Origin of the sequence: Shimia sp. (assembly GCF_022448905.1) — a bacterium.
Classification (GTDB): Bacteria; Pseudomonadota; Alphaproteobacteria; order Rhodobacterales; family Rhodobacteraceae; genus Shimia.
This window is the reverse complement of record NZ_JAKVCW010000006.1, coordinates 139,523-163,862: the sequence shown is the minus strand read 5'-3', so window position 1 is coordinate 163,862 and position 24,340 is coordinate 139,523. Positions and strand designations below refer to the sequence as shown.

The 24,340-nt window shown below is 60.2% G+C and carries 22 protein-coding genes and 1 pseudogene; 6 read left to right on the top strand and 17 right to left on the bottom strand.

The genetic code is table 11. The features are described 5' to 3' along the window. The first annotated feature begins 4 nt into the window (after positions 1-4). Positions 5-721 (top strand): SGNH/GDSL hydrolase family protein, encoded by a 717-nt coding sequence (locus tag MK208_RS09015; protein ID WP_294116055.1) that lies wholly within the window; start codon positions 5-7, stop codon positions 719-721. Here the strand turns inward: MK208_RS09015 and rarD are convergent, their stop codons facing one another. From rarD to MK208_RS08980, 7 genes are all read right to left on the bottom strand, one after another. Beyond that, positions 722-1,630, bottom strand: coding sequence for an EamA family transporter RarD (rarD, locus tag MK208_RS09010; protein WP_294116053.1), 909 nt, complete (start codon positions 1,628-1,630; stop codon positions 722-724). It lies immediately after the preceding gene. Positions 1,631-1,757: 127 nt separating this feature from the next. Further along, complete coding sequence (locus MK208_RS09005; protein WP_294116051.1) at positions 1,758-4,208, bottom strand: FAD-dependent oxidoreductase; 2,451 nt, start codon at positions 4,206-4,208, stop codon at positions 1,758-1,760. Between the two features lie 63 nt (positions 4,209-4,271). Next, positions 4,272-5,174, bottom strand: a complete 903-nt coding sequence (locus MK208_RS09000; protein WP_294116049.1) for a homocysteine S-methyltransferase family protein — start codon at positions 5,172-5,174, stop codon at positions 4,272-4,274. Beyond that, entirely contained in the window at positions 5,171-7,621 is a 2,451-nt protein-coding gene (locus MK208_RS08995; RefSeq protein WP_294116048.1) for an FAD-dependent oxidoreductase, read from the bottom strand. The genes MK208_RS09000 and MK208_RS08995 overlap by 4 nt, the downstream gene beginning before the upstream one ends. A gap of 11 nt (positions 7,622-7,632) precedes the next feature. Continuing rightward, positions 7,633-8,256: a LysE family translocator gene (locus tag MK208_RS08990; RefSeq protein WP_294116047.1), complete on the bottom strand. Its 624-nt coding sequence runs from the start codon at positions 8,254-8,256 to the stop codon at positions 7,633-7,635. Positions 8,257-8,258: 2 nt separating this feature from the next. Further along, a complete protein-coding gene (locus MK208_RS08985; RefSeq protein WP_294116046.1) occupies positions 8,259-8,630 on the bottom strand; it encodes a GFA family protein in 372 nt (123 codons plus the stop codon). A gap of 10 nt (positions 8,631-8,640) precedes the next feature. Continuing rightward, positions 8,641-9,213: an XRE family transcriptional regulator gene (locus MK208_RS08980; protein WP_294116045.1), complete on the bottom strand. Its 573-nt coding sequence runs from the start codon at positions 9,211-9,213 to the stop codon at positions 8,641-8,643. A 143-nt stretch (positions 9,214-9,356) separates the two neighbouring features. Between MK208_RS08980 and MK208_RS08975 the strand changes: the two genes are divergently transcribed. Next, entirely contained in the window at positions 9,357-12,278 is a 2,922-nt protein-coding gene (locus tag MK208_RS08975; RefSeq protein WP_294116260.1) for an error-prone DNA polymerase, read from the top strand. Between the two features lie 91 nt (positions 12,279-12,369). Here MK208_RS08975 and MK208_RS08970 read toward each other — a convergent pair whose 3' ends face one another. The 4 genes from MK208_RS08970 to MK208_RS08955 all read right to left on the bottom strand — a co-directional run bounded on the left by MK208_RS08970 (position 12,370) and on the right by MK208_RS08955 (position 16,366). Beyond that, a complete protein-coding gene (locus MK208_RS08970) occupies positions 12,370-13,083 on the bottom strand; it encodes a phosphotransferase (RefSeq protein ID WP_294116044.1) in 714 nt (237 codons plus the stop codon). Continuing rightward, on the bottom strand, positions 13,080-13,805 hold the full coding sequence (locus tag MK208_RS08965; protein WP_294116043.1) for a class I SAM-dependent methyltransferase: 726 nt from the start codon (positions 13,803-13,805) through the stop codon (positions 13,080-13,082). Before MK208_RS08965 ends, MK208_RS08970 begins: the two co-directional genes overlap by 4 nt. 15 nt (positions 13,806-13,820) lie before the next feature. Then, entirely contained in the window at positions 13,821-14,933 is a 1,113-nt protein-coding gene (locus MK208_RS08960; RefSeq protein WP_294116258.1) for a class I SAM-dependent RNA methyltransferase, read from the bottom strand. A 98-nt stretch (positions 14,934-15,031) separates the two neighbouring features. Next, the gene (locus tag MK208_RS08955; RefSeq protein WP_294116041.1) at positions 15,032-16,366 is read right to left on the bottom strand and encodes an amidase family protein; all 1,335 of its coding nucleotides are present in this window, start codon (positions 16,364-16,366) and stop codon (positions 15,032-15,034) included. A gap of 84 nt (positions 16,367-16,450) precedes the next feature. Between MK208_RS08955 and MK208_RS08950 the strand changes: the two genes are divergently transcribed. Continuing rightward, positions 16,451-17,665 carry an FAD-dependent monooxygenase gene (locus MK208_RS08950; RefSeq protein WP_294116039.1) on the top strand — a complete coding sequence of 405 codons (1,215 nt, stop codon included), beginning with the start codon at positions 16,451-16,453 and terminating at the stop codon, positions 17,663-17,665. A 78-nt stretch (positions 17,666-17,743) separates the two neighbouring features. Here MK208_RS08950 and MK208_RS08945 read toward each other — a convergent pair whose 3' ends face one another. The 3 genes from MK208_RS08945 to MK208_RS08935 are packed head-to-tail and all read right to left on the bottom strand — an operon-like array spanning position 17,744 to position 19,548. Then, on the bottom strand, positions 17,744-17,938 hold the full coding sequence (locus tag MK208_RS08945) for a Trm112 family protein (protein WP_294116037.1): 195 nt from the start codon (positions 17,936-17,938) through the stop codon (positions 17,744-17,746). Beyond that, on the bottom strand, positions 17,935-18,579 hold the full coding sequence (locus MK208_RS08940; protein WP_294116035.1) for an LON peptidase substrate-binding domain-containing protein: 645 nt from the start codon (positions 18,577-18,579) through the stop codon (positions 17,935-17,937). The genes MK208_RS08945 and MK208_RS08940 overlap by 4 nt, the downstream gene beginning before the upstream one ends. Positions 18,580-18,621: 42 nt before the next feature. After that, positions 18,622-19,548: a co-chaperone YbbN gene (locus MK208_RS08935; protein ID WP_294116033.1), complete on the bottom strand. Its 927-nt coding sequence runs from the start codon at positions 19,546-19,548 to the stop codon at positions 18,622-18,624. Positions 19,549-19,623: 75 nt separating this feature from the next. Here MK208_RS08935 and MK208_RS08930 point away from each other — a divergent pair. Beyond that, a pseudogene (locus MK208_RS08930) lies at positions 19,624-20,141 on the top strand (DUF6653 family protein). Positions 20,142-20,147: 6 nt separating this feature from the next. Here the strand turns inward: MK208_RS08930 and xth are convergent. Together xth and MK208_RS08920 are read right to left on the bottom strand one after the other, a co-directional pair. After that, positions 20,148-20,936: an exodeoxyribonuclease III gene (gene xth / locus MK208_RS08925; RefSeq protein ID WP_294116029.1), complete on the bottom strand. Its 789-nt coding sequence runs from the start codon at positions 20,934-20,936 to the stop codon at positions 20,148-20,150. A gap of 288 nt (positions 20,937-21,224) precedes the next feature. Continuing rightward, entirely contained in the window at positions 21,225-21,911 is a 687-nt protein-coding gene (locus MK208_RS08920) for a response regulator transcription factor (protein ID WP_294116027.1), read from the bottom strand. 163 nt (positions 21,912-22,074) lie between these two features. On the opposite strand from MK208_RS08920, the gene ribA reads away from it, so the two are divergent. Continuing rightward, on the top strand, positions 22,075-23,166 hold the full coding sequence (gene ribA / locus MK208_RS08915) for a GTP cyclohydrolase II (RefSeq protein WP_294116026.1): 1,092 nt from the start codon (positions 22,075-22,077) through the stop codon (positions 23,164-23,166). After that, positions 23,163-23,663, top strand: a complete 501-nt coding sequence (locus MK208_RS08910; RefSeq protein WP_294116023.1) for a L,D-transpeptidase family protein — start codon at positions 23,163-23,165, stop codon at positions 23,661-23,663. The genes ribA and MK208_RS08910 overlap by 4 nt, the downstream gene beginning before the upstream one ends. On the opposite strand, the gene MK208_RS08905 is transcribed toward MK208_RS08910, so the two are convergent. Next, positions 23,660-24,310, bottom strand: coding sequence for a YggS family pyridoxal phosphate-dependent enzyme (locus MK208_RS08905; protein WP_294116021.1), 651 nt, complete (start codon positions 24,308-24,310; stop codon positions 23,660-23,662). The genes MK208_RS08910 and MK208_RS08905 overlap by 4 nt on opposite strands. Positions 24,311-24,340: the final 30 nt, after the last annotated feature.

The following is a 24,340-nucleotide window of genomic DNA, read 5'->3' as shown; positions in this document are numbered from 1 at the left end:
CTCGATGCCTGTCGCTCTGGATCAGATCCTGCGCCTCCCGCTTGCGCCGCTTTTGGTGGTGCAGGGGCTTGGCGTGCGGCGACGCGCCAACACACTGTCGGAACCGCCGGGGGCGCGGGACGGCTGTGCCGGATCTGGCGTGGCTTTGCGCTTGCTGATCATTGGGGACAGCTCTGCGGCGGGTGTCGGTGCGCGCTCACAGGAGGCGGCCCTGTCCGGGCAGCTTGTGGCGGCTTTGGCCAAAGACTTTGCGGTGAGCTGGAAACTGATTGGTGAAACCAGTGCGACCACAAGCATTGTCTTGGACCGGCTGGCACAGGTGGAGCCTGCGCCGTTTGATGTTGTGGTCTCAGCACTTGGGGTGAATGACGTGACGCGGGGCAGCAGCCGAGGGTTTTGGCAAGCGCGGCAAAAGCAACTGGCAAAACGATTGGTGAACCGCTTCGGGGCAAAGCTGATTGTGGCCTCGGGATTGCCGCCTATGGGGGCCTATCCGGAGCTGCCGCAACCTTTGCGCTGGGTGCTGGGGCAGCAGGCGCAGCGGCTGGATCAGGCCTTGGCGGAGCTGTGTGACACCCATCAGGTGATGACACATCTGCCGATAGAAATTCCCTTTGAAAGCCGGTTTCAGGCCTCAGATGGCTATCATCCCTCGGAAGAGGCCTATGCGTTGTGGGGGCAGATGATTGCCGCCCACATTCGCCAGCATTTCAAAGTCTGATCACCGCCGCGCGTTGCGCAGGTCGCGGATCATCGGGATGGAATAGACCACCAAAGCGGCCCAGATCAGTGGGAAGGCAATCATGCGGGCTTGGCCGAAGGGTTCGTTGAACACGAAGACTGCCATCAGGAAGATCATTGTCGGCGCGATGTATTGCATGATCCCGATGGTGGAAAGCCGCATGAGTTTGGCGCCGTTGGCATAGAACAACAGCGGCACAGCGGTGACCACGCCGCAGCCCAAGAGCAAGAATGTGTCTCGGGTGCTGCCACCAAAGTGCCCCTGCCCCTGTGCGGTGAGCCAAAGCAGGTAGCCCGTGGCAGGGATGGTGAGGATGATCACCTCGAGCAGAAAGCCTTGGTTGGGGCCAATGGGCAGGGATTTTTTGAAGAAAGCGTAGAAGCCCCAAGAGACCGTGAGCGCCAAAGCGGCCCACGGCAGGCTGCCAGCATCGACCCAGAGCACGACGACGGCGGCGGCGGCCAAGGCGACAGCGACCCACTGCAGACGGGTCAGGCGTTCGCCGAGCAGGATGGCGGCCAAAGCGATGCTGAACAGCGGGTTGATGTAGTAGCCAAGTGCCGCATCCAGCGCGCGGTCATTGGCGATGGACCAGACATAGACACCCCAGTTCACCGTGATCAGCGCAGCGGTGAGGCAGCCCATCGCCAGCGTGCGCGGGTTGCGCAGGGCGGCGACAAGATCTGAGGTGCGGCGCAGAACAATGAGAACCAGCCCTGCGATGGGCACGGACCAGATCACCCGATGCGCCACCACTTCAAGCGCGGGCATATGGGCTACAAGCTTCATATAAAGCGGCAAGAACCCCCAGAGGAGATAGGCGGTCATCGCATAGGCCAACCCTTGGGGGGTATCGACGTTTTCCGGCTGTTCTGCACGTGTGGCCATGATCGGTTCCTCCTGCCGCGACGCTCTTTGGTAGCGCTGAGCAAGGCAGAAGGAAACGCCACTTTTCGTGCGAAAGGCCATCACGAAACGTGATGGCCCTTTCAGAACTCAGCAATGCGGAGGTGGCTTAGACTTTGACGCGTTCCGATTTTGCATCGTACATCGGCTTCAGCGAGGCTTCGGCCCTCACCTTGGTGCCCATGACGTCGATCTCATAGGTCGAGGCGAGCACTTCGACGGCTTTCTCTCCGGCACATGGCACATACCCTAGCCCCATCGCGCCACCCAAAGTGTGGCCGTAGTTGCCGGAGGTCAGGTATCCGACATATTCACCGTCCCGCAGGATTGGCTCGTTGTGGAACAGCAGCGGCTCCGGATCGGTCAGCTTGAACTGCAGCATCCGGTTTTGCGGGCCGCTTTCCTTGCGGGCAATCACAGCCTCCCGGCCGATGAAGTCCGGCTTGTCGGTTTTCACCGCAAAGCCGAGACCCGCGTCCACCACGTGGTCTTCGCAGGTGATGTCGTGGCCGAAATGGCGGAAGCCTTTTTCAATGCGGCAGCTGTCCATCATGTGCATGCCACAGAGCTTCAGCCCCATGTCTTGCCCTGCTTCCCAGAGCGTTTCAAAGGCGTGGCCCGCCATGTCGGAGGACACGTAGATCTCCCAACCAAGTTCGCCCACATAGGTCACGCGGTGCGCGCGGGCGAGACCCATGCCCAGCTCGATTTCCTGTGCGGTGCCAAAGGGGTTGGTCGCGTTGGAGAAATCGGCAGGGGAAACTTTTTCCAGCAGCTTGCGGGAATTTGGCCCCATGATCGCCAGCACACCTTCGCCCGGTGTCACGTCGGTGATCACCACGTTGAAGTCACCTTTGTGGCGCTCCATCCAGATTTGATCCGCCAGTCGTGTCGCCGCCGGGGTCACCACCAGATAGGCGATTTCGGTCAGGCGGGTCACGGTCACGTCAGCCTCAATCCCGCCGCGACGGTTGAGGAACTGGGTGTAGACAATCTTGCCGTTGGGCACCGAGTAGTCGCCTCCGCCCACGTAGTTCATGAAGGCCTCGGCATCTGGGCCTTCGACGCGGATTTTGCCAAAGGAGGACATGTCGTACATGCCAACATTCTCACGGATGGCACGGTGCTCGGCGGCGGAATTCTCAAACCAGTTCTGGCGTTTCCACGTGTATTGATATGCGCGTTCCTGGCCTTCGTTGGCAAACCAGTTGGCGCGTTCCCAGCCGGCGAGCTCGCCAAAGACCGCACCCTGTTCTTTCAGATGATGGTGGAACGGTGTCCGGCGCACACCGCGCGCGGTGGCCTTCTGGCGATAAGGGAAGTGATCCGCATAGAGCAGGCCCAAAGTTTCCTTGGAGCGCTCAAACAGATAGGTTTTGTTGCCCTGAAACGGCTGCATGCGGCTGATATCCACATCGCCCAGATCAAATGGTTTCTCGCCGTCCGTCATCCATTGCGCCAGCGCCATGCCCGCGCCGCCCGCCGATTGGATGCCGATCGAGTTGAAACCAGCGGCCACCCAAAGGTTGTCCATCTCTGGCGCAAGACCGAGATGGTAGGCATCATCCGGTGTGAAGCTTTCGGGGCCGTTGAAGAAAGTGTGAATGCCCGCTTCGGCCAACATTGGCATACGGTTCACCGCCACTTCGAGAATAGGCTCAAAGTGGTCGAAATCCTCTGGCAGCTGGTCAAACTCGAAACTGTCCGGGATACCGTTCATAGCCCAAGGTTTGGCGTTTGGTTCAAAGGCCCCTAGCAAGATTTTCCCTGCGTCTTCCTTATAGTAGGCGCATTCATCCGGGACACGCAGGACCGGCATTTGGGTGAGCTGTGGGATGTTTTCAGTGACGATATAGAAATGCTCACAGGCGTGCAGGGGCACATTCACGCCTGCCATGCGGCCAACCTCGTGTCCCCACATGCCTGCACAGTTCACAATCATGTCGCAAGCGATATGGCCTTGCTCTTCGCCGTTGTCCGACACCCAATCGACGCCCGTCACCTTGCGGCCCGACTTGGCGATATTGGTCACTTTCACCCGTTCTTTGACCATTGCGCCCATTTGACGCGCACCTTTGGCAAGTGCCAGCGCGATGTTGGCTGGATCGCCTTGACCGTCGAGCGGCAGGTACACACCCGCGGTGACATCGTCGATGTTGAGATGCTCATAACGGGCTTTGACTTCGGTCGGAGAAATCTCCTCAACCTCCACCCCAAACGCGCGGGCCATGGCGGCCTGGCGGAAGATCTCTTCTTTACGTTCATCGGTGAGCGCGACGGTGATCGAGCCACAGCGCTTGAAACCTGTGGCGACGCCGGTTTCGGCTTCAAGATTGCCGTAGAGCTCTTGGGAATATTTCGCGAGCTTGGTCATATTGGCTGTGGCCCGCAGTTGCGCGATGAGGCCAGCCGCGTGCCATGTTGTGCCGGAGGTGAGCTGTTTGCGCTCCAGCAAAACGACGTCTTTCCAGCCCAGTTTGGCGAGGTGATAGGCCACAGAACAGCCCACAACCCCGCCACCGATGATGACCACGCGGGCTTTGTTCGGGAGATCAACCATAAGCTAAGTCCTTTGGTGATGTGACGGGGGCTGTGCCCCCGTGATACTGTCGATAAGGCGTGGTCACTCGCCGACGATTGTGTGACCAGCCGTCGTTAGGCGTTGTGCCAGTTCTGCAATATGGGCGGGGCCAACTTCGCAGCAACCGCCGATAAAGTGCAGACCCTGTGCGACCCACGGCATCGCCAGATCTGCATGCGCCGCTGGTGTTAGGTCTTTGCGGGCCTTGAGCCCATCAACAGTGCCGCCAATCTCCAAAGCGTCAATTCCGGTAAAACCGTTGGCATAGGCACCCGTCGGGCGGCCTGTTGCCAAGACGGTGGGCAGGTTGGCCTCTAGAACTTCGGGTTTGCAGCAGTTGATCCCCAAACCCGCAACGGCGATGTCGTCCAGCGCCGACAGCGCCTCCGACAAAGGCTCGCCAGAGCGCAAAGTGCCGCTGTCGTCGTCATTGAGCGTCATAAACACCCATGTGGGCAGACTGGTTTCAACACCGGCTTGTGCGGCTGCAGTGACTTCAGAAACGCTCGAAAGAGTTTCTGCAACGACCAGATCGCAACCGTCTGCTTGCGCGTTGGCTACTTCTTGATAGAAGGGCAAAAGGTCCGCATGAGACTTGGACATATCGGGACGATAGGAGCCATGTAACGGCGGCAGGCAGGCGGCCAGTTTAACACCGTCAATGCCGACCTCTTCACGCGCCGCATTAGCGAGATTTAAAGCTCTCCGCTGCAACGGCGCAAACATGTCCGGCTCGCCTTCGCGGCTCAGCCGCTCCGGTGTGACCGAATAGGTATTCAGCGTGATCACACGCGCGCCAGCCCGGATGTAGTCCGCGTGTACGCTTTGCACAATCTCCGGCTCTTCCATCATGACCTTGCACGACCAGAGCGGATGCGGCGGCATGGACGAGCGCGCCAAAAGCTCCTGCCCTGTGCCGCCGTCTTTCAGGATGATGTCACTCATGCCCGCAGTCTTTCGTTTTTTGGGTCCCACATAGGTTGGTCTTCCTGCACCACGGCACGGCATTTCTCACCGTAGATTTCCACCAATAGCTCGGTGCCCGGCACTGCGAGTTCGGCCTTCACCATGCCCAGCGCGATGGACGCGTTCACGCGGTAACCCCAGCCGCCGGATGTAGTTTCCCCGACAATTTGGTCACCGTGGTAGATACAGGACATGTAAGGCGCGTCTGCGTCGCCAGCGTCGACCTTCAAGGTGACAAAGGACTTTTGCACGCCTTGCTGTTTTTCGTTCTGGATCGCGGCTTTGCCCGGGAAATCCTGTGGCTTGTCGAGTTTCACAAACCGCCCCAGTCCACCTTCAAGCAGAGAGTAATCGGTGGACAGGTCGCCCTTCCAAGCGCGGTAGCCTTTTTCCAAACGCAGGGAGTTCAGGGCATACATGCCAAAAGGCGTTGCCCCTGCATCGCGGATTGCGTCGTAGATTGCGGGCATATCCGCAAACGGTGCATGCACTTCCCAGCCCAATTCTCCGGCAAAGGACACCCGGACCAAAATTACCTTCGCGCCAGCCACTGTTGCTTTTTGATGCGTCAACCACCCCAGAGACAGATCCGCGTCGCTGAGCCCCGACAGGATGTCGCGCGACTTCGGACCGGTCACAATCAGCGTACTCATGTCGCGGGTGCAATCGATCAGTTCCAGCCCCTCGGGCAGATTGTGCTTGAGCAGCTCAAAATCATGCCACTGCGCAGTCGCCGCCGTGATCAGGATAAACGCGTCTTCGGCGTGGCGCAGCACCGACATCTCTGTAAGGATACGTCCGCGATCGTCCGAAAAATAAGCAAGGTTGATGCGCCCGACTTTAGGCAGGGCACCAGTGATCATACCACGCAGCCATTCTGCCGCCCCCTCACCATTCAGCGCGAAGCGGGAGAACCCCGGCAAGTCGAGCACTCCGCAATGGTCGCGCACGGCTTCACATTCTTCTTTCACACGTTGTTCCCAAGGACCGGAGCGGCCCCAGGTGTGGGTGGCAGCGAGCGACGTGTCATCGCCATCTTTGGCGTACCAATTCGCTCGCTCCCATCCGTTATAGGCCCCCATAACACCGCCAGATGCGACAACCCGGTCATGGACGGGGGAGAGCTTCTTGTCCCGGGCGGCGGGCCATTCGTGATGCGGGAAGTGCATGGCGTATTCGTTTCCGTAGACCTCCATGCCTTTCTTCACGCAGTAATCGTGATCTGTGTAGTCAGTGTAGCGGCGCGGATCGACGGCCCACATGTCCCACTCGGTGTGGCCATCCACGATCCATTCGGCGAGCACTTTGCCCGCGCCACCGCCTTGGGCGATGCCGAAGGTGAACACGCAGTTTTCAAAGGCATTTTCCACACCCGGCATGGGACCAATTAGCGGGAGGCCGTCAGGCGCATATGGGATCGGGCCGTTGATCACGCGGCTCACGCCGGAAGTTTGCATCAAAGGCACACGCTCCATGGCGTCGGTGACAATGTCTTCAATCCGGTCGAGATCGTCAGACCAGAGTTGGAAGGAGAAGTCATCGGGCATCGGGTCGGCCTCTGTGTCCCAATGCGCCTTACAGTTCGGTTCATAAGGGCCGAGGTTGTAGCCGTGCTTTTCCTGCCGCAGGTAGTAGGACACGTCCACGTCGCGCAGCAGCGGCAGTTTTTTGCCTCCATTGGCTTTGGACCAGTCTTCGACTTCTGGGATTTCTTCCGTCAGCAGGTACTGGTGGCTCATTACCATCATTGGCACAGTGCGCCCGCCATAGGGTTTAAACCATTCACCCACACGCTGCGCATAGTACCCAGCCGCGTTGACCACATAATCACAGGCGATGTCACCTTTGTCCGTATGGACAATCCAGCTCTTGTCTTCTTGCTGCGTCACGCCGGTCGCCGGACAGAAACGCAGGATTTTCTGGCCCATGTCGCGCGCGCCTTTGGCCAACGCTTGGGTCAGCTGCGCCGGGTCAATGTCACCGTCAGTGGGGTCATAGAGGACGCCTTCGAGGTCATGAGTTTCCAGGAAAGGATAGCGTTCCTTGGCCTCTTCCGGAGTCCACATCTCCATCGGAATGCCTTGGTATTTGGCCATGGACATGGCCCGCTCAAATTCCTGCACGCGCTCTTTGGTGTGTGCCAGCCGGATGGACCCCGACTGGTGGTAGTTCATGGGATAGTCCACCTCTTCCCCAAGCCGGGCATACAGCTCTGTGGAGTAGCGCTGCATGTTCATGATCGCCCAACTGTTGGAGAAGGTCGGCACATTACCCGCGGCATGCCAGGTGGAGCCAGCAGTCAGTTCGTTCTTTTCCAGCAAGACACAATCGGTCCAGCCTTTCTTGGCCAAATGATACAGGCTTGAGGTGCCCACAACACCGCCACCAATGATGACCACACGGGCCTTGCTTGGAAAATCAGACATGACCATCTCCCTCAGTCAAAGACTAGTTTTGCTGCCAATCCGCCAAAGATGACGGCGGCGATTTTGTTTAGAATGCCCGTGGCTTGTTTGAGCTTTGCGCCAACGATCCCAGCTGACAGCCCGATCATCGAGACCACCAGAAAGCCGCCGGTGGCAAACATCACGCCCAGGATCACAATCTGTTGCCAGATCGGACCCGCTTCTGCCGTGGTGAACTGTGGCAAGAACGCCAGAATGAAGAGGATGATCTTGGGATTCAGAATGTTGGTGAGAAACCCGCGGCGCACGGCGCGCAGGATGTTGGCGCGGCCTTCGACCTCGTCAGACACAGGTTTTGCCGTCCAAGCCTGATAGGCCAGCACCACCAGATAGGCCGCCCCCGCATAGCGGATGGCCAACAAGGCTGTGGGAGAGGCCGCGATCAGCACTGCCAACCCCGCTGCCGCTAGGGTGATGTGGGCCACAAGCCCCAGCGTCACTCCTACTGTTGCGGCCAGCCCCGCTTTGGGGCCGCCGGAAATGCCGCTGGCGATGGTAAACATCATGTCTGCGCCGGGGGTGAGATACATCACCAGTGACGCCGCCATGAAAGCCCAGAGCGTGACACTGTCCATGTTTGCGAAGGTTTCCAACATGGTCAGTCTCGTTGTGGCACGTCATCAGCGATTGCGTAGTAATCGCCTTTGTCGCGGACAAAGATGTGTTTGGTCAGTTCCAGACCGGTTGGGCCATCCACGGCGCCAAGGGCAAAGCTGGTTGTGTCCTCATCATGAGCTTTCCAGAACAGGAACGACCCACAGCGCGGGCAGCTGCCACGCTTGGTGCTTGCGCTGGCCTCGTACCAGAGCACCTCGCCGGTGATGGTGAGATCAGTCTCTGCGACATAGGCCGACGACCAGATGCCGCCCGATTGTTTGCGGCATTGGCTGCAATGGCACATGGAAGCGCCTTGTGGTGCCGCTTTGGTTTCGAATGTGATGTCGCCACAGAGGCAGGATCCCTTCAGCATCGTATTGTCCTTAGTACACGGGTGGCGCGATCACCCAGATCGCCACGCAAGCTTCGTCATGGGGATTGGCCCAGTGGTATTCCTCCCCACGAATGCGGAAGCTGTCACCCGGCCCAACAGAGAAACTCTGGTCCCCTATGCGCAGCTCTAACCGGCCAGAGATGACATAGCCAACCTCTTGCGTTGGGCGCATGGTCGGCTCTTGCATGGAAGAGTGCGGCGCAAAGGTGGAGTGTACCATTTCAAAATCGTCGGTCAGATCGGGGGAGAGCAGCTCTTCGATCAGACCTTCCTCGCTGCCCCCCATGGGACGGCGGGCACCAGAGCGCACAACGTAGCCCTGCTCATGTGCCGGGGCAGAAGACTGACCAAACAGCATCGACATCGGCACGCCAAGCACTTTGGCGATTTGGCGCAAGTCGGAAATGGTGGGTTCGGATTTGTCGCGTTCCACCTGACTGAGCCAGCCGACAGAGCGGTCCAACGCCTCTGCCATCTCGGTCAGGGTCAGGCCGCGTGCCTTGCGCAGGGCGCGCAGATCCGCCCCCAGCGTTTGCACATCTTGTGGCACATTATGCAGCATATGGCGCGAATCCCGGTCGTGAAATTTTTCCCTCGAATTTCACGCTGCACCAGTTTCGTGAAATTTCAAAACATTTTTTCACGCATGCAGATTTTTTCGCAGACTCCCAAAAAGAACAAAGCGTGAATATAATAGTGATTCTCATGGTTGCCGAGCTTTGCATCACGTCGAACTTCACGTTTCTCACCGGAGCATCCCATCCGGAGGAGTATATGCGGCGTGCCGCTATGGCTGGGTTGGACGCCATTGCCATTGCCGATGTGAACAGCGTGGCGGGCATTGTACGCAGTCATACCGAAGCGCGTGAAATTGCCCGTAAAGTGCGAGAACGGCGCAACTTTGATCATGCAACAGGGCTGATTGGCCCCCCCTGCCCCGAGCACATTGCCCCCCCGCCCAGCGCGCCGATCTATGCCACCCCACGCCTGATGCCTGCCACCCGGCTGGAGTTCAGCGATGCGCCGCCCATCACGGCGCTACCGGAAAACCGTCAGGGCTGGGCGAGCCTGTGTCGCCTGCTGTCCAAAGGGCGGCTGCGGGCCGAAAAAGGCAGCTGTATCCTACATCTGGGCGATCTTCTGGAGTTTGGCACCGGATTGCAGCTGATCCTGCACCCCTATCCGCACACGCACCGCAAACCGCACGGCGCGTGTGACTGGGCCAAACTGGTGCCACAGCTGACGCGCCGCTTTGCCGGGCGGCTGCAACTGGCGTTGGCGCCAGGATATGACGGCGAGGATGCCACCCGCTTTGCCACCCGCGCACAGCATGCTGCACAGCTGGGCCTGCCACTGGTGGCCACCACGCTGCCGGTGATGCATCACGGGGGACGGCGGCGCTTGGCCGATGTGGTGACCGCCGTTCGGCAGGGCTGTCGCGTCGATAGCCTCGGCGCAGAGGCGCAGACCAATGGCGAACGGCGGTTGCGCAGTGCGGAGGAAATGGGCCGCCTATTTGCGGGACATGAGGCGGCATTAGAGCGCACAGACTGGCTGATGCAGCGCTGTACTTTCTCGCTGGATGAGCTGCGCTATGAATACCCCAGTGAGGTGACCCAAGGCGAAACGCCCACAGACCGGCTGCATCGGCTGGCTTACGAAGGCCTGCGCTGGCGCTACCCACATGGCGCGCCAGACAAAGTGCGTGACATGCTGGAGCATGAGCTCGCCCTGATCGGCAAGCTCAAATACGAACCTTATTTCCTGACCGTGCGCGATGTGGTGCATTTTGCCCGATCGCGAGACATCCTCTGCCAAGGGCGGGGAAGTGCCGCGAATTCAGTGGTTTGTTTCTGTCTTGGGGTGACGTCTGTGTCGCCCGAAATTGGCACCATGGTGTTTGAGCGCTTTGTCAGCGAGGCCCGCGATGAGCCGCCTGACATTGATGTCGACTTTGAACATGAGCGCCGCGAAGAGGTGATCCAGCACATCTATGAACGCTATGGACGCCACCGCGCAGGGCTCTGTGCCACCGTGGTGCATTACCGCGGCAAACGCGCGATCCGGGAGGTCGGGCGGGCCATGGGGCTGACGGAAGACACCATCTCTGCACTGTCGTCGCAGCTTTGGGGGTTCTTCTCCACCGATGCGGTGCAGGATGCGCGGATGCGCGAGATTGGCCTCGACCCAAATGACCGGAGGTTGGCGCAGACCATGGCGCTGGTGCAGGAGATCATCGGCTTCCCGCGTCACCTTTCGCAGCATGTGGGCGGCTTCATCATGACCGAGGGGCGGCTGGATGAATTGGTGCCAATTGAGAACGCCAGCATGGAGGACCGCACGGTCATTTGCTGGGACAAGGATGACATTGAGAGCCTTGGGATTTTGAAGGTCGATGTGCTGAGCCTTGGCATGTTGACCTGCATCCGCAAAGGCTTTGACATGCTCAGGCGTCACCATGGCATGGACTTGGCACTGTCGACGATTCCACCAGAGGATTCAGCGGTTTATGACATGCTGTGTAAGGCGGACAGCATTGGGGTATTTCAGGTCGAAAGCCGGGCGCAGATGAATTTTCTGCCGCGTATGAAACCGCGCAATTTCTATGATCTGGTGATCGAAGTGGCCATCATCCGCCCCGGCCCCATTCAGGGCGACATGGTGCATCCCTACATCCGGCGCCGCAATGGCGAGGAAAGTGTGACCTTCCCTTCTGACGCGTTGGGCGAGGTGCTGGGCAAGACCTTGGGCGTGCCGTTGTTTCAGGAACAGGCGATGCAGATTGCCATCATTGGCGCCGGGTTCACACCGGAAGAAGCCGACCGGCTCCGGCGCTCTTTGGCGACCTTCAAAAAGCACGGCAATGTCAGCGAATTCCGCGAGCGTTTCATGCGCGGGATGAAGAAAAACGGCTATGAGGAAGACTTCGCCGCACGCTGTTTTTCGCAGATTGAGGGCTTTGGCTCTTATGGTTTTCCCGAGAGCCACGCGGCCTCTTTCGCGCTTTTGGTTTATGCCTCGGCCTGGATCAAATGCCACCACCCCGGCATCTTTGCCTGCGCGCTCTTAAACAGCCAGCCGATGGGATTTTATGCGCCAGCTCAAATCGTTAGGGACGCGCGCGAGCATGGCGTTGAGGTCCGCCCCGTGGATATCAACGAGAGCTTTTGGGACAATGTCATGGAGCCGGACGGACGCGGCGGATTGGCGCTGCGCTTGGGCTTCCGGCAGGTGCGGCGGCTGCGGGAGGAGGACGCCAGCTGGATCACGGCGGCGCGGGGGAATGGGTATCAAACCGTGGAGGATGTCTGGCGCCGCGCGGGCATTGATCCGCACGTGCTGACGCGGCTGGCGGAGGCGGATGCCTTTGCCTCCTTGGGGCTCAAGCGGCGGGAGGCGTTGTGGGAGGCCAAAGCGATCAAATCGGACAAGCCATTGCCTTTGTTTGCAGGGGATATGGACGGCGAAGGCATTCTGGAGCCTGCGGCGATCCTGCCGGAGATGTCGATGGGCGAGCAGGTGGTGGAGGACTATGTGGCGATGCGTCTGACCCTGCGCAAACACCCGATGGCGCTCTTGCGGCACATCCTGACCCCGGGGGAGCCGAACCAGGCGTTAACGGACTAAAATTGGCCTCAAAACCACGTCGGTATTTTGTCGGTATCACGACTGTTTTGCGGAGGCGCGTTTTGCGGCGGAATTGGGTTAACGCAACGCCCTATGTGTTGCTCAGGTGTTGGACCAAGTCGCGGCCATAATCCGGCTCGCGTCGCCAGCTACAGGCCACCTCCCACGCGAGATGCGCCCGTGTCTCGGCCTCCGATTTGGGCGCATGTGGCGCAGTGTCAAACAGCGGCAGATCCACCCGGCATTCATCCCAATCCAGCAATGCGAAGCGGCCGTCGGGTAGCTGCAACACATTGCCCGGAGCGAGGTCGCCATGCACAACGCCGGTCACGCTGTCAGCCACCGCCCGCCACGCAGCGCGACATAGCGTGACCACCTCCGGCGGCATCTGCGCCAGATCGACATCGCCCCCGCGATCTTGAGAGAGCAACCCGGTTGAGGAAAGGAACTCAGGCCGTTGCAACCAGCCTTGCGTCTGCGCGTGAAAGGAAGTCAGCAGGACCGCCACGTCTGCAAGACCTTCGCGTGGGACGACCTCCCCCTCAACAAATGTCTCACAGGTCCAGCCCGCGTCAACGTACCGACCGCTTGCGCTCCGCAGCATCTGCGGCACCACAAACCCACAGCGCCGCGCCACGTCTTGAACAGGGCCGAGCCACTCTAGAGCCACTTCGCCACGGGTGGTGGATTTGAACACCAACTCCTGTGCCAAACCGCGAGTGCGCCAAGCTTGATTGCGGTGCCCGCCCGCCAGCGGCTCAATGCATGCAGCGCAATTCCAAAGGTCTCTGGGCGGTTGGCTCACAACTTCCGCCAGACCGAAACGTGTTTGGTGCTGTCCTTGGTAAACAACGACCGATCCCAATCCGCCCACCGATGCTCCAAAGTCATGCCAGCTATCCGCGCCATGAGGTCCATTTCGGATGGCCAGGCGTAGCGGAAGGGCACCGAGAGGTGCTGCGCTTGGCCGTCTTTTATCCAGAGGTGATGCGAGCTGTAGGATTGAGTTGTGACGTCAAATTCATCGACGCCCCAGTGGTCCGGCTCATGGGCAAACGGCAGGCGGGTTTCGCCAAACGGCAAGCGCTGCAGCGGTGGCAACTGTGTCTCGATCACAAACCGCCCACCCGGATCGAGATGCGCGGCGGCGTTTTGGAAACAAGCCACTTGCGCGTCTTGCGTGGTCAGGTTGTCGATGGTGTTGAACACCCAAAAAACCAACGAGAAGGTGCCCTCAGAGCGCACCTCACACATGTCGCCGATCACAACCGGGATATACGCGCCGCCGGGTTTCTTGCGCATCTCGGCGACCATGGCTGCCGAAAGCTCATTGCCGCTCACAGGCACGTCTTTGGCCGCCAATGGCAGCGCGATGCGGCCGGTGCCGATGGCAAACTCCAACGCGCCGCCGCCGTCGGCGAGATCTGCGAGAACATCGACGGTTTGCGCAATGTGCGCGGGATCCGTGCCACCATGGTCCGCATCATAGGTAGCGGCCACTTTTGCATCAAACACCCCGTCACTCATCCCGCACCTTTTGCGTTAAGGCACCTCACAAGTGTAGAGGCGCACTTTCAATCCACCATGCGCCACCGTGGCAAATGGGGTCTCAAGCGGCAAGTCTGTGGCTTTCGCCAGCCCGGCGTCTGTGGTGATTATACCCACCTGCCAGCCGGAGAAGCGGGCGGAGAGCGCCTTGCCAAAGCTGGCGTGCAGGGCAAACAGCCCCTTTTTGTCGCCAATGCGCGCGCCATAGGGTGGGTTCACAATCACAATGCCGGGCGGTCCGTCCGGTGGGGTGATGTCGCCGGCACTCTTTTGTTCAAAACTGCAAAGCTCCGCCACGCCGGCCCGGTCTGCGTTCTCGGTTGCCATGCGGATGGCTCCGGCGTCCTTGTCGGAGCCAAAGAAACAGCTTGCCGCCCCCTGTGGCGCCACCGCCTTCAAGGCTTCATAGGCCTCAGCATCAAAAGTAGCCAACTGTTCAAAGGCAAACCGCCGGGAGCGTCCCGGCAAAAGCCCAGCGGCGATCTCGGCCGCCTCGATCACAAAGGTGCCAGAGCCACACATCGGGTCATAGACCGTCTGACTGCCGTCAAACCCCATCTGACGCAGGAACATCTCGGCCATGTTTTCCCGCATCGGGGCTTTCGCCACCGCCGCCTTGTGGCCGCGTTTGTGCAGGCTTTCACCAGAGGTATCCAGCGACAGTGTCACCATATTGTTGTCGATGCGCACCTTCAGCACGACTTCGGCCTCCGCCGACAATGGCACGCCAAGCGCCGTGACCAGACCTTTTTCAATGCGCTCCTTGGCGGCACCAGCGTGGTAGATTTTCGACTTCTGGGTCGCCACCTCGACCTTCACCGGCACATCGGCGCGCAGATACTGCGACCAGGCCATCTCGCTGATCTGCCGCTCCAATTGCTTCAGGTGCATACATTGAAAATTATCGACCCGCGCCAATACGCGTGCCGCGCCGCGCAGGGCCAGGTTGGCGCGCCAGACATCCTGCCAATTGCCGCGAAAGCGTACGCCGCCGGGCATCATCTTGGGCTTCTTAAACCCGGCCTCGGCGATCTCTGCCGCCAAAGGCTTTTCCAACCCCGGCGCGGTGACCACAAAAATCTCAAACTTGCGCATATCGCTCTCCATACCAAAGCGATCTGTCGCCTCAGGCTTCACAGTCCCTAAATATCCCGGGGGAGAACTTGCGCAAGACGCAAGTGAGGGGGCTGGCCCCCTCGCCCCTGTCAGGGATGCCCAAACAGCGGTTCTGCCGCCGCCGCCAACCGCAAGAGACGCTCTTCCGAGCCGCCCTGCCCCAGCATCATCAGGCCACAGCTTGGCACGCCGGTTGGCAAGGTGATCGCCGCAGAGCCCATCAGGTTGCCAATGCGCGTGTTGCGCAGGGCCAGCAGGTTTTCGGTCACATAATACTCTTGGTCATGCATCAACCGCTCGATGTTGGGCGGCAGGATTGGTGCTGTGGGCAAGAGCACCGCGTCATAGCCCGCAATCCGCGCATTCCAGGTGGCGCGATGGGCATCAAGCTTGTGCCAGGCGGCCACATAGTCCGGGCCACTGAACGCCGCGCCAGAGCGGAACCGTTCCAAAATCTGCGCGAACATCTTGTCCGGCGCAGCCTCGATCACCTCTCTCCACTCGCCATAGGCCTCTGCGGTAAACAGCGGCGCGGAGAGCGCCATTGCCTCAGCAATCTCCTCGGCCTTCAGAAACTCGAGCTCTACGCCCGCTTCGCGCAGGCGGTGAAGAGTGCGCTCAAACCCCGCAAGTGGCGCTTCGCGCACCTGATCCAGCGCCACGGTTTCAAGCACAGCCATGCGGGTGCCTGCGAGCGACACGCCGCGCAGGTCCGGCACGGGTTTACCTTCCAGAATGCCCAAGAGCAGCGCCGCATCTTCCACGGTGCGGGTCAACGGACCCACGGTGTCAAACTTACGGCAAAGCGGCACGGTGCCGTCGCACGACACACGCCCTGCGGTGGTTTTGAGGCCCACCAGATCGTTCCACGCCGCCGGTATGCGCACGGAACCGCCGGTGTCAGAGCCAATGCCTGCCGCCGCCAGACCAAAGGCCACCGAGGCCGCTGCGCCGGAGGAGGACCCCCCCGGCACCGCGCCGGGATCGTTCACGCAGGGCGGTGTGGCGGTGATCGGGTTGAGGCCAATGCCGGAAAACGCCAGCTCGCTCATATGGGTTTTGCCCAGACAGATCAGGCCTGCGGCGGTGGCATTGCGCAAGACTTCAGCGTCACGGGTCGGCACGCGGTCTTTGAGCAAAGCAGACCCGGCCTCCGTGGCCACACCGGCGGTGTCAAACAGATCTTTCCAGCTGATCGGCACACCGTCCAAGGGCGACAGGCGCCGCCCCACGCGGGCGCGTTCGGCGGCGGCTTCAGCTTCGGCCAAGGCGCGTTCGGCGGTCACTTGGGCATAAATCCGATCCCGCGCGTCATGGCCGTCAATCGCGCCCAAGAAGGCTTGGGTTAGAGCCACGGGGTCAATCGCCCCGCTTTCAATGCCCCGCCCCAGGTCCGCTGCGCTTTTCTCCAGCCAATCCAACATTTTGCTCTCCGAATTTGTGGTTGGAGCGACGGTAGCGGCGCAAACGCGCATGGACAATCCCTGCGAGAGCCCCATATTGGCCCCATGACATTTGACAGCGACATTCTGATTGCCGGTGGCGGGCTGAACGGCCCGGCCCTAGCTCTGGCGCTGGCGCAGGCCGGCTTTGACGTGACCGTGGTAGACGCGCGCCCCGCGCCCGAACGCGCAGGCAGCAACTTTGACGGGCGCGGCTATGCGCTGGCGCTGGCCTCCAAGCGGTTGTTGACGGCCATTGGCGTCTGGGACAAAGTCGCGGACCACTCCGAGCCGATGCGCGACATCAAAGTCAGCGATGGCCGCGCGGGCGAAGGGCCGGCGCCGTTTTTCCTGCATTTTGATCACACCGAGATCGAAGAAGGCCCAATGGGCTTTATGCTCGAAGATCGGTTCCTCTACCGCGCCTTTCTGGAGGCCATGGAAGCGGAGCCTCGCATCACATTGATCTCTGGCACCTCGGTCACGGATCAAGCCGTGGACACCTCTGGCGTCACCGCGACCTTCAATGACGGCCGTACACATCGCGCCAAGCTGCTTGTCGGCTGTGACGGGCGACAAACCGGCGTGGGCAAGCGCGCGGGGATCAAACGTACCGGCTGGGGCTATGGCCAAACGGCTTTGGTCTGCGCCATCAAACATGAATTGCCGCACAACGGCGTTGCGCATCAGTTTTTCATGCCGCCGGGTCCGCTGGCGATCCTGCCACTACCGGGCAACACGTGCTCGATTGTCTGGTCCGAAACAGATGAAAACGCCGCCGCGATCCATGCGCTTTCCGATGAAGACTACATGGCGGTTCTGCGCCCGCGCTTTGGCGATTTTCTGGGCGAGATCACACTCACCGGCAACCGCTTCACCTACCCTTTGAGCCTGTCGGTGGCCAATGAGTTCATCGCGGAACGTGTGGCCCTGGTGGGCGACGCGGCCCATGGCATGCACCCGATCGCCGGGCAGGGTCTCAACGCTGGTCTACGAGATGTCGCGGCACTGGCACAGACTCTGACCGAGGCGCAGCAGCGCGGCGAGGACTGTGCCTCAGAGCTGGTGCTGGCGCGGTATCAGGAGTGGCGGCGGTTTGATACGGCCACATTGGTGGCGGCGACAGACCTAACCAACAAGCTGTTTTCCAACGACAATCCCCTGCTGCGCGCCGCGCGCGATGTGGGCATGGGACTGGTGGGGGCAATGCCCGGTCTGCGCCGGACCTTTATGCGTGAAGCGGCTGGATTAAACGGCGAATTGCCCAAGCTGATGCGCTAAGGCGTTTTCTCATTCTCAAAATATCCCGGGGGTGACTTGGCGCAGCCAAGAGGGGGCTGGCCCCCTCCCTTTTGGGGATCAGTCCAGCACGCGCGCTTCGTCAATCAACATGACCGGAATGCCTTCACGGATCGGAAAGGCTAGATTGGCAGCTTTAGACACCAACTCCTGACGCGCCGCATCATATTCCAGCCGGGTGCGAGTCTGGGGGCAGATCAGCGCCTCCAACATACGACGGTCAAATTCCGGACCTGGGGGTGTTTGGGCGTTCATTGCATCAAGTCCTCTCCAGCGCCGCCACGTAGCGCAAATTCCAATAGGGTCACAAGGGTTTCCCGACGTGTGGACAAAGACGGCGCCTCCAGCAAGGCCTGTTTGTCCTCCGCGGTAAATTCCAGCAGCATCGACAGGGAGTTGATCAGCAGCTCGTCATCCGCGTCTTTGAGTGTGTCCCAATCAGTCGACAGGTCAAGCTGCTCAAAATAGCGTTTGAGAAGGTCCATAAAGACCGGGCGCTGAAAACCGGTGTCGTGCTCCGTTGGGCCAAGGTCACGGGCAAAGCCGTCCCAGCTCACCTTGCAGCGACGGTACGGAGTGAACCCGTCGATTTCTTCCAACACACGGAAGCGCGACACGCCGGTGAGCGTGATCAGATAACGATTGTCGTCGGTTTCAGAAAACTGGGTGATGCGGCCCACACAGCCGATGGTGTGCAGACCGTTGTCGTCCCGGCCGGGCACCTCGTTGGGTTGCACCATGCCAATCAGACGCTCGCGATTCTTGAGCGCGTCGTCCATCATGGCGAGGTAACGCGGCTCAAAAATATGTAGCGGCAGGCGCGACCGGGGCAACAACAGCGCCCCGGGCAAGGGAAACACAGACAGTGTCTCCGGCAGGTCAGCGGCTTTGATCATGGCGGCCAGCCTACTCCGGTTTCTTTCATCCGCAAAGCGGGATCAGGCGAAGATCATCGAGCTGAGCTTGCGGCGACCGTTCAGCACCACCGGATCATTGGGCTTGAGCGCCTCAAAGATGGTGAAAAGCTGCGCTTTGGCGGCGCCGTCGTTCCATTCGCGATCACGGCGGAAGAGTTCCAGAAGCTCGTTCACCGCTTCCTCGACCTGATCCGCGCCGTGCAGCGCCTGTGCCAGATCCAGACGGGCCTGGTGATTGTCCGGGTCCGCGTCCACGGCGGCGCGCAGTTCGGCCACTGGACCGGCGTTTTCCGCCTGACGGGCCAGTTCGATCTGGGCGCGTACGGCTTCGATTTCGGCAGCGGCGGAGATGGCTTCCGGCACGCCGTTGATCACAGCCTCAGCCTGATCCACCTGCTCCAGCGCCAGATAGGACCGCGCCAAGCCAGCAAAGGCTTCGGCATTTTCCGGGTCTTGCTCGGCAATCGCTGCGAAGGTCTCTGCCGCAGAAGTCGCATCGCCTTCGGTCAGCATTTCTTCGGCGGCGGCCAGCGCATCCGCCAGACCGCCGTCCGGCAACTCGCCGCCTGCGGCTTCAATTACACGTGCCACAAAAGCCTCGATCTCGCTGCCGGGCAGTGCGCCCTGAAAGCCGTCCACCGGCTGGCCTTGCCAGAAAGCATAGACGGTTGGGATCGATTGCACGCGCATTTGGCCCGCGATCATCTGGTTTTCGTCGACATTGACCTTGGCCATTTTCACTGCGCCACCGGCCGCGGTCACGGCCGCCTCAAGGGCCGGGCCAAGGGTTTTGCATGGGCCACACCAGGGTGCCCAGAAATCCACAATCACCGGCACGGTCATGGAGGCATCCACAACCTCGGCCATGAAAGTGGCCTCAGACACGTCCTTGATCAAATCGCCTGCTGCGGGCGCGGTTGGGGCGCCTCCGCCAAGAATATCCATCATCTTTGTTCTCCGTCTGGAACTTGCTCCCTATATGGAGGGGAGCGCAGCAGAAACCAAGAGAGGAGTTGGCCGGATATGCCCTCAAAATGGGACATCTTTGCACTCTCTGAACGTATGATGGCGATGGACGATGCGGCCTGGGCACGGCACGCCAATCCGTGGAGTGTGTACTCGCGTATGTCGATTTTGCCACTAATGACGTTGGCGATTTATTCCCGCGTTTGGCTTGGCGGGGTGCGTTGCTGCCTGTGGCGCTGGTGGTTTTATGGACCTGGTGGAACCCTCGTGCCTTTGCGCCCCCAAGCTCCACCGAAAATTGGGCCGCACACGGCACCTTTGGCGAGCGGGTATTTCTCAACCGAAAGACAGTACCGATCCCCAGTCATCATACGCGATGGGCCATCGCGCTTGGCGTGGTGTCCGGCGTTGGTATGGTGCCGTGGATCTGGGGGCTCTGGCAGCTTGATCTTGGCATGACGTTATTTGGGCTCAGCCTGATGATTGGCGGCAAGCTGTGGTTTGTTGACCGTATGGTCTGGCTCTACCAAGACATGAAGGACGCCCACCCCGATTATGCGGCGTGGGCGCGATAAGCGGTCTTACAGATCAAAGGTCGCAAAGACCGGCGCGTGGTCGGACGGCTTTTCCCATCCACGGGCATCGCGCAGCACGCGGCTGGAGTGGCCCGCGTTGGAGATATCATCAGTGGCCCAGATGTGATCGAGACGACGGCCTTTGTCTGCCGCGTCCCAATCGCGGGCGCGGTAAGACCACCAGCTGTAGAGGTTGCCCTCAGGAATGTCTTGACGAGTGATGTCGACCCAGCCGCCAGCGTCCTGGGTTTCGGCCAGCTTCTCCACCTCGATGGGCGTATGGCTGACCACCTTCAGAAGTTTCTTGTGATCCCAAACGTCATCCTCGCGCGGCGCGATGTTCAGATCGCCCACCATGATCGATTTCTTGAGCTGTTCCTTGCGGAACCAGTCGCGCATGTCCGCGAGGTAGTCGAGCTTTTGGCCAAACTTTTCGTTCTTTTCCCGGTCCGGCACGTCGCCGCCTGCGGGCACATAGAAGTTGTGCACGGTCACGCCGTTTTCCAGCGTGCCTGCAATGTGGCGCGCGTGGCCAAGGTCGGCAAAGTCTTCGCTGCCCGCTTCGACCATTGGGATCTTGGAGAAAATGGCTACGCCGTTGTAGCCCTTTTGGCCACGCGCCACCATGTGGGTGTAGCCCAATTCCGCGAAAGCCTCGGTTGGGATTTTGTCCACCGGGCTTTTGCATTCCTGCAGGCAGAGAACGTCCGGCGCCTCCTCTTGCATGAGCTTGAGCACAATTGGCTCGCGCAGGCGCACCGAGTTGATGTTCCAGGTGGCAAGGGTGAAAGACATGTGGCGCGCTCCCGTTTTGTTCTCCTCGCGACCCTAGCCATGTGGGGGCAGAGTGCCAATGCGAAATCCTGCGCATTTGGGGGAATGTGAGAAGGGGGAGAAAAAAGCGCCCGAGCCGGAGCTCGGGCCAGTCCAACAGGGAGGTTCATGTCATTACCCGGACATGGGCGGGAACTCTTAGGTCACTTGTAAATGATGTGTCTCAGATATTGCTTTGATCCACATCAACGTAACATATTTAGTATCTCCGCGCCGTTTCCAAAGGGCGGCACGGAGAAATGCGCAAGATTATGCCACCAGGCGGTAGCCACCGGACTCTGTGATCAGAAGCCGCGCGTTTGAGGGATCCGGCTCGATCTTCTGGCGCAGGCGGTAAATATGAGTCTCCAGCGTGTGGGTGGTGACACCGGCGTTGTACCCCCAGACCTCGTGGAGCAGCACATCACGGGCCACAACACCTTCGGTGGCGCGATAGAGAAACTTCAGGATGTTTGTCTCTTTTTCGGTCAGGCGCACCTTGCTCTCATCCTCGCGGATCAGCAGCTTCATAGAGGGCTTAAACGTGTATGGCCCAAGCTGGAACACCGCGTCCTCGGACTGTTCATGCTGACGCAGCTGCGCACGAATCCGCGCAAGCAGGACGGGAAACTTAAAGGGCTTGGTCACGTAATCGTTGGCACCCGAATCGAGGCCCAGAATCGTGTCGGCGTCGCTGTCATGGCCAGTCAGCATCAAGATCGGGCTTTTCACGCCCTGCTTGCGCATCAGACGGCAGAGCTCACGGCCATCGGTATCCGGCAGACCCACATCGAGAATGATGATGTCATAAAGACCTTCTTTGACGCGGCCCATCGCCTCGGCACCGTTGCCGGCTTCAAACACGTCAAAATCCTCGGTCATCACAAGTTGCTCAGAAAGCGCCTCGCGCAGATCTTCGTCGTCATCTACCAGCAGGATCTTTTTCAACTGTGCCATGTGCGTCTCTCCGTAATGCGTTGCTTGGTAGCCATGTGAGGAGGCTTCACGATCAGAACAAGAATTGCTGCAATCTGCTCACGCCCTCGTGTTTCAGCACCACCAAATGTTTCATATTGCTGCAGAAGAGGCTACATGGGATTGGCTGAAGACAGAGGTTCGCATGAGTTTTGCCCCTGACATTATCGAGCGATTGGCCCGCGCGCGGGCAGATTTGCGCATGGGTGTGCCGATTGTGCTGACCGGTGCAGGCACGCCCTTGTTGGTGCTCGCGGCAGAAACGCTCACAGATGAACGGTTGGCGGCTGTGCGGGCGCTGGGTGCGGCGCCGGATTTGACGCTGACCGCGCGGCGGGCGGAGACGCTCAAAGCACGGGCCTATGACGGCGATATTGCCCGGGTGGCGCTGCCTACGGAGGCAGATCTGCGTTGGATCAAGGGCATTGTCAGCCCGGAAGATGATCTGAAGACACCGATGAAGGGCCCGCTGGCCACCGCGCGCACAGGCGATGCGGCGTTGCATCGCGCAGCCGTGAAGCTGGTGAAGTCGGCGCAGCTGTTGCCCGCGGCGTTGACCGTGGAACTGAGCGCAGCAGGCGATTTTGCATTGGAGCATGGGTTGACGGTGATCCCGTCCGCTTTGGCGGCCCCACATTTGGCAGCCACCAGCCCGCTTCATCCTGTGGTGCATGCGCGCCTGCCGATGGCGGCAGCCGAGGCCGGGCGGTTGCATATTTTTCGGCCAGAAGACGGCGGAGCGGAGCACTACGCGATTGAGATTGGTCGCCCGGACCGAGATGCGCCGGTGTTGGCGCGGCTGCATTCAGCCTGTTTCACTGGGGATGTGCTGGGCAGTTTGAAATGTGATTGCGGTCCGCAATTGCATGCAGCCCTTGGGCATATGGGGGCCGAGGGCAACGGCGTACTACTATACCTCAACCAGGAAGGCCGCGGCATTGGCCTAGCCAACAAGATGCGGGCGTATTTCCTGCAAGATCAAGGATTTGACACGGTGGAGGCCAATCACCGTTTGGGCTTTGAGGATGATGAACGAGACTTCCGCATTGGCGCAAAGATCCTGCAGGAGATGGGGTTCTCCTCTGTGCGCTTGCTGACCAACAACCCCCGCAAGATTGCCATGATGGAAAACGCCGGTGTGGCTGTGGCGGAACGGGTGGCGCTGAAGGTGGGAGAGAACGCGCACAACCAAGCATATTTGGCGACCAAAGCGCAGAAGTCGGGACATATGCTGTGAGCCCCCATGATCTGGTTCTGACCCCGCGCGGCGTGCGGTTTATGGGACGGTATTTCCCCTGCAGCATTGGCAAGGGGGGTATTCGGCGGGACAAACTCGAGGGCGATGGCGCGACGCCGGTGGGCGTGCATCACATCACGGGCCTTCTCTATCGCGCCGACCGACTTGTGCAGCCCGCCCCATGGGCAACCGCCATAGGCAAAGATGACCTGTGGTCGGATGCCAGTGAGGATCTGGACTACAACCAGATGGTGCGTACGCCTTATGCGCCAAGTCATGAGAAACTGCGGCGGGCAGATCCGCTGTATGATGTGATCCTGCTGACCGATTGGAATTGGCCGCAGGCGCAGGCCGGCAAAGGATCGGCCATTTTCCTGCACCAATGGCGGCGGCCGGGTTTTCCAACCGAAGGCTGTATTGCTTTTGAGCGCAAACACTTACACTGGATCGCGGCCCGAGCAGCGCCGGGCACGCGAGTGATCGTGAAACCTAACTAGTAGTCGCGTGCGCCAAAGATTGCAGAGCCCACCCGCACATGGGTGGCGCCAAGCGCCACGGCGCGCTCATAGTCGCCGCTCATGCCCATAGACAAACCAGCAAGACCATTGCGGGCAGCCAGTTTGGCGAGCAGCGCAAAATGCAAAGACGGCTCCTCGTCCACAGGCGGGATGCACATCAGGCCGACAACCGGCAAATCCATCGCACGGCAGTCGGCGACAAAACTGTCCACTTCCGCCAGCAGCACGCCGGATTTCTGCTCTTCTTCGCCGGTGTTGACCTGAACGAACAGCTCGGGACAGGTGCCTTCTTCCTGCGCGAGGCGAGCCAGGGTTTTGGCCAGTTTGGGACGATCAAGTGAGTGGATGGCGCTGAACAGACCCAGTGCCTGACGGGCCTTGTTGGTTTGCAGCGGCCCCAGCAGGTGCACCTCGGCATCGGGATAGGTTTCGCGGAAGGTTGGCCATTTGCCCGCAGCTTCCTGCACCTGGTTTTCCCCAAACAGCCGGTGGCCCTGCTTCAGCACCGCCTCAACAACGTCATCAGGCTGGCGCTTGCTGACTGCAATCAGCTTGGTGTCGCCAGCGGGACGTCCGGCGGCGGTTTCAGCTTTGGCGATGCGGCTTTGAATTTCGGAGAGCGACATGGGCAGGCCTTCTGTTGATACGGCTCTGCA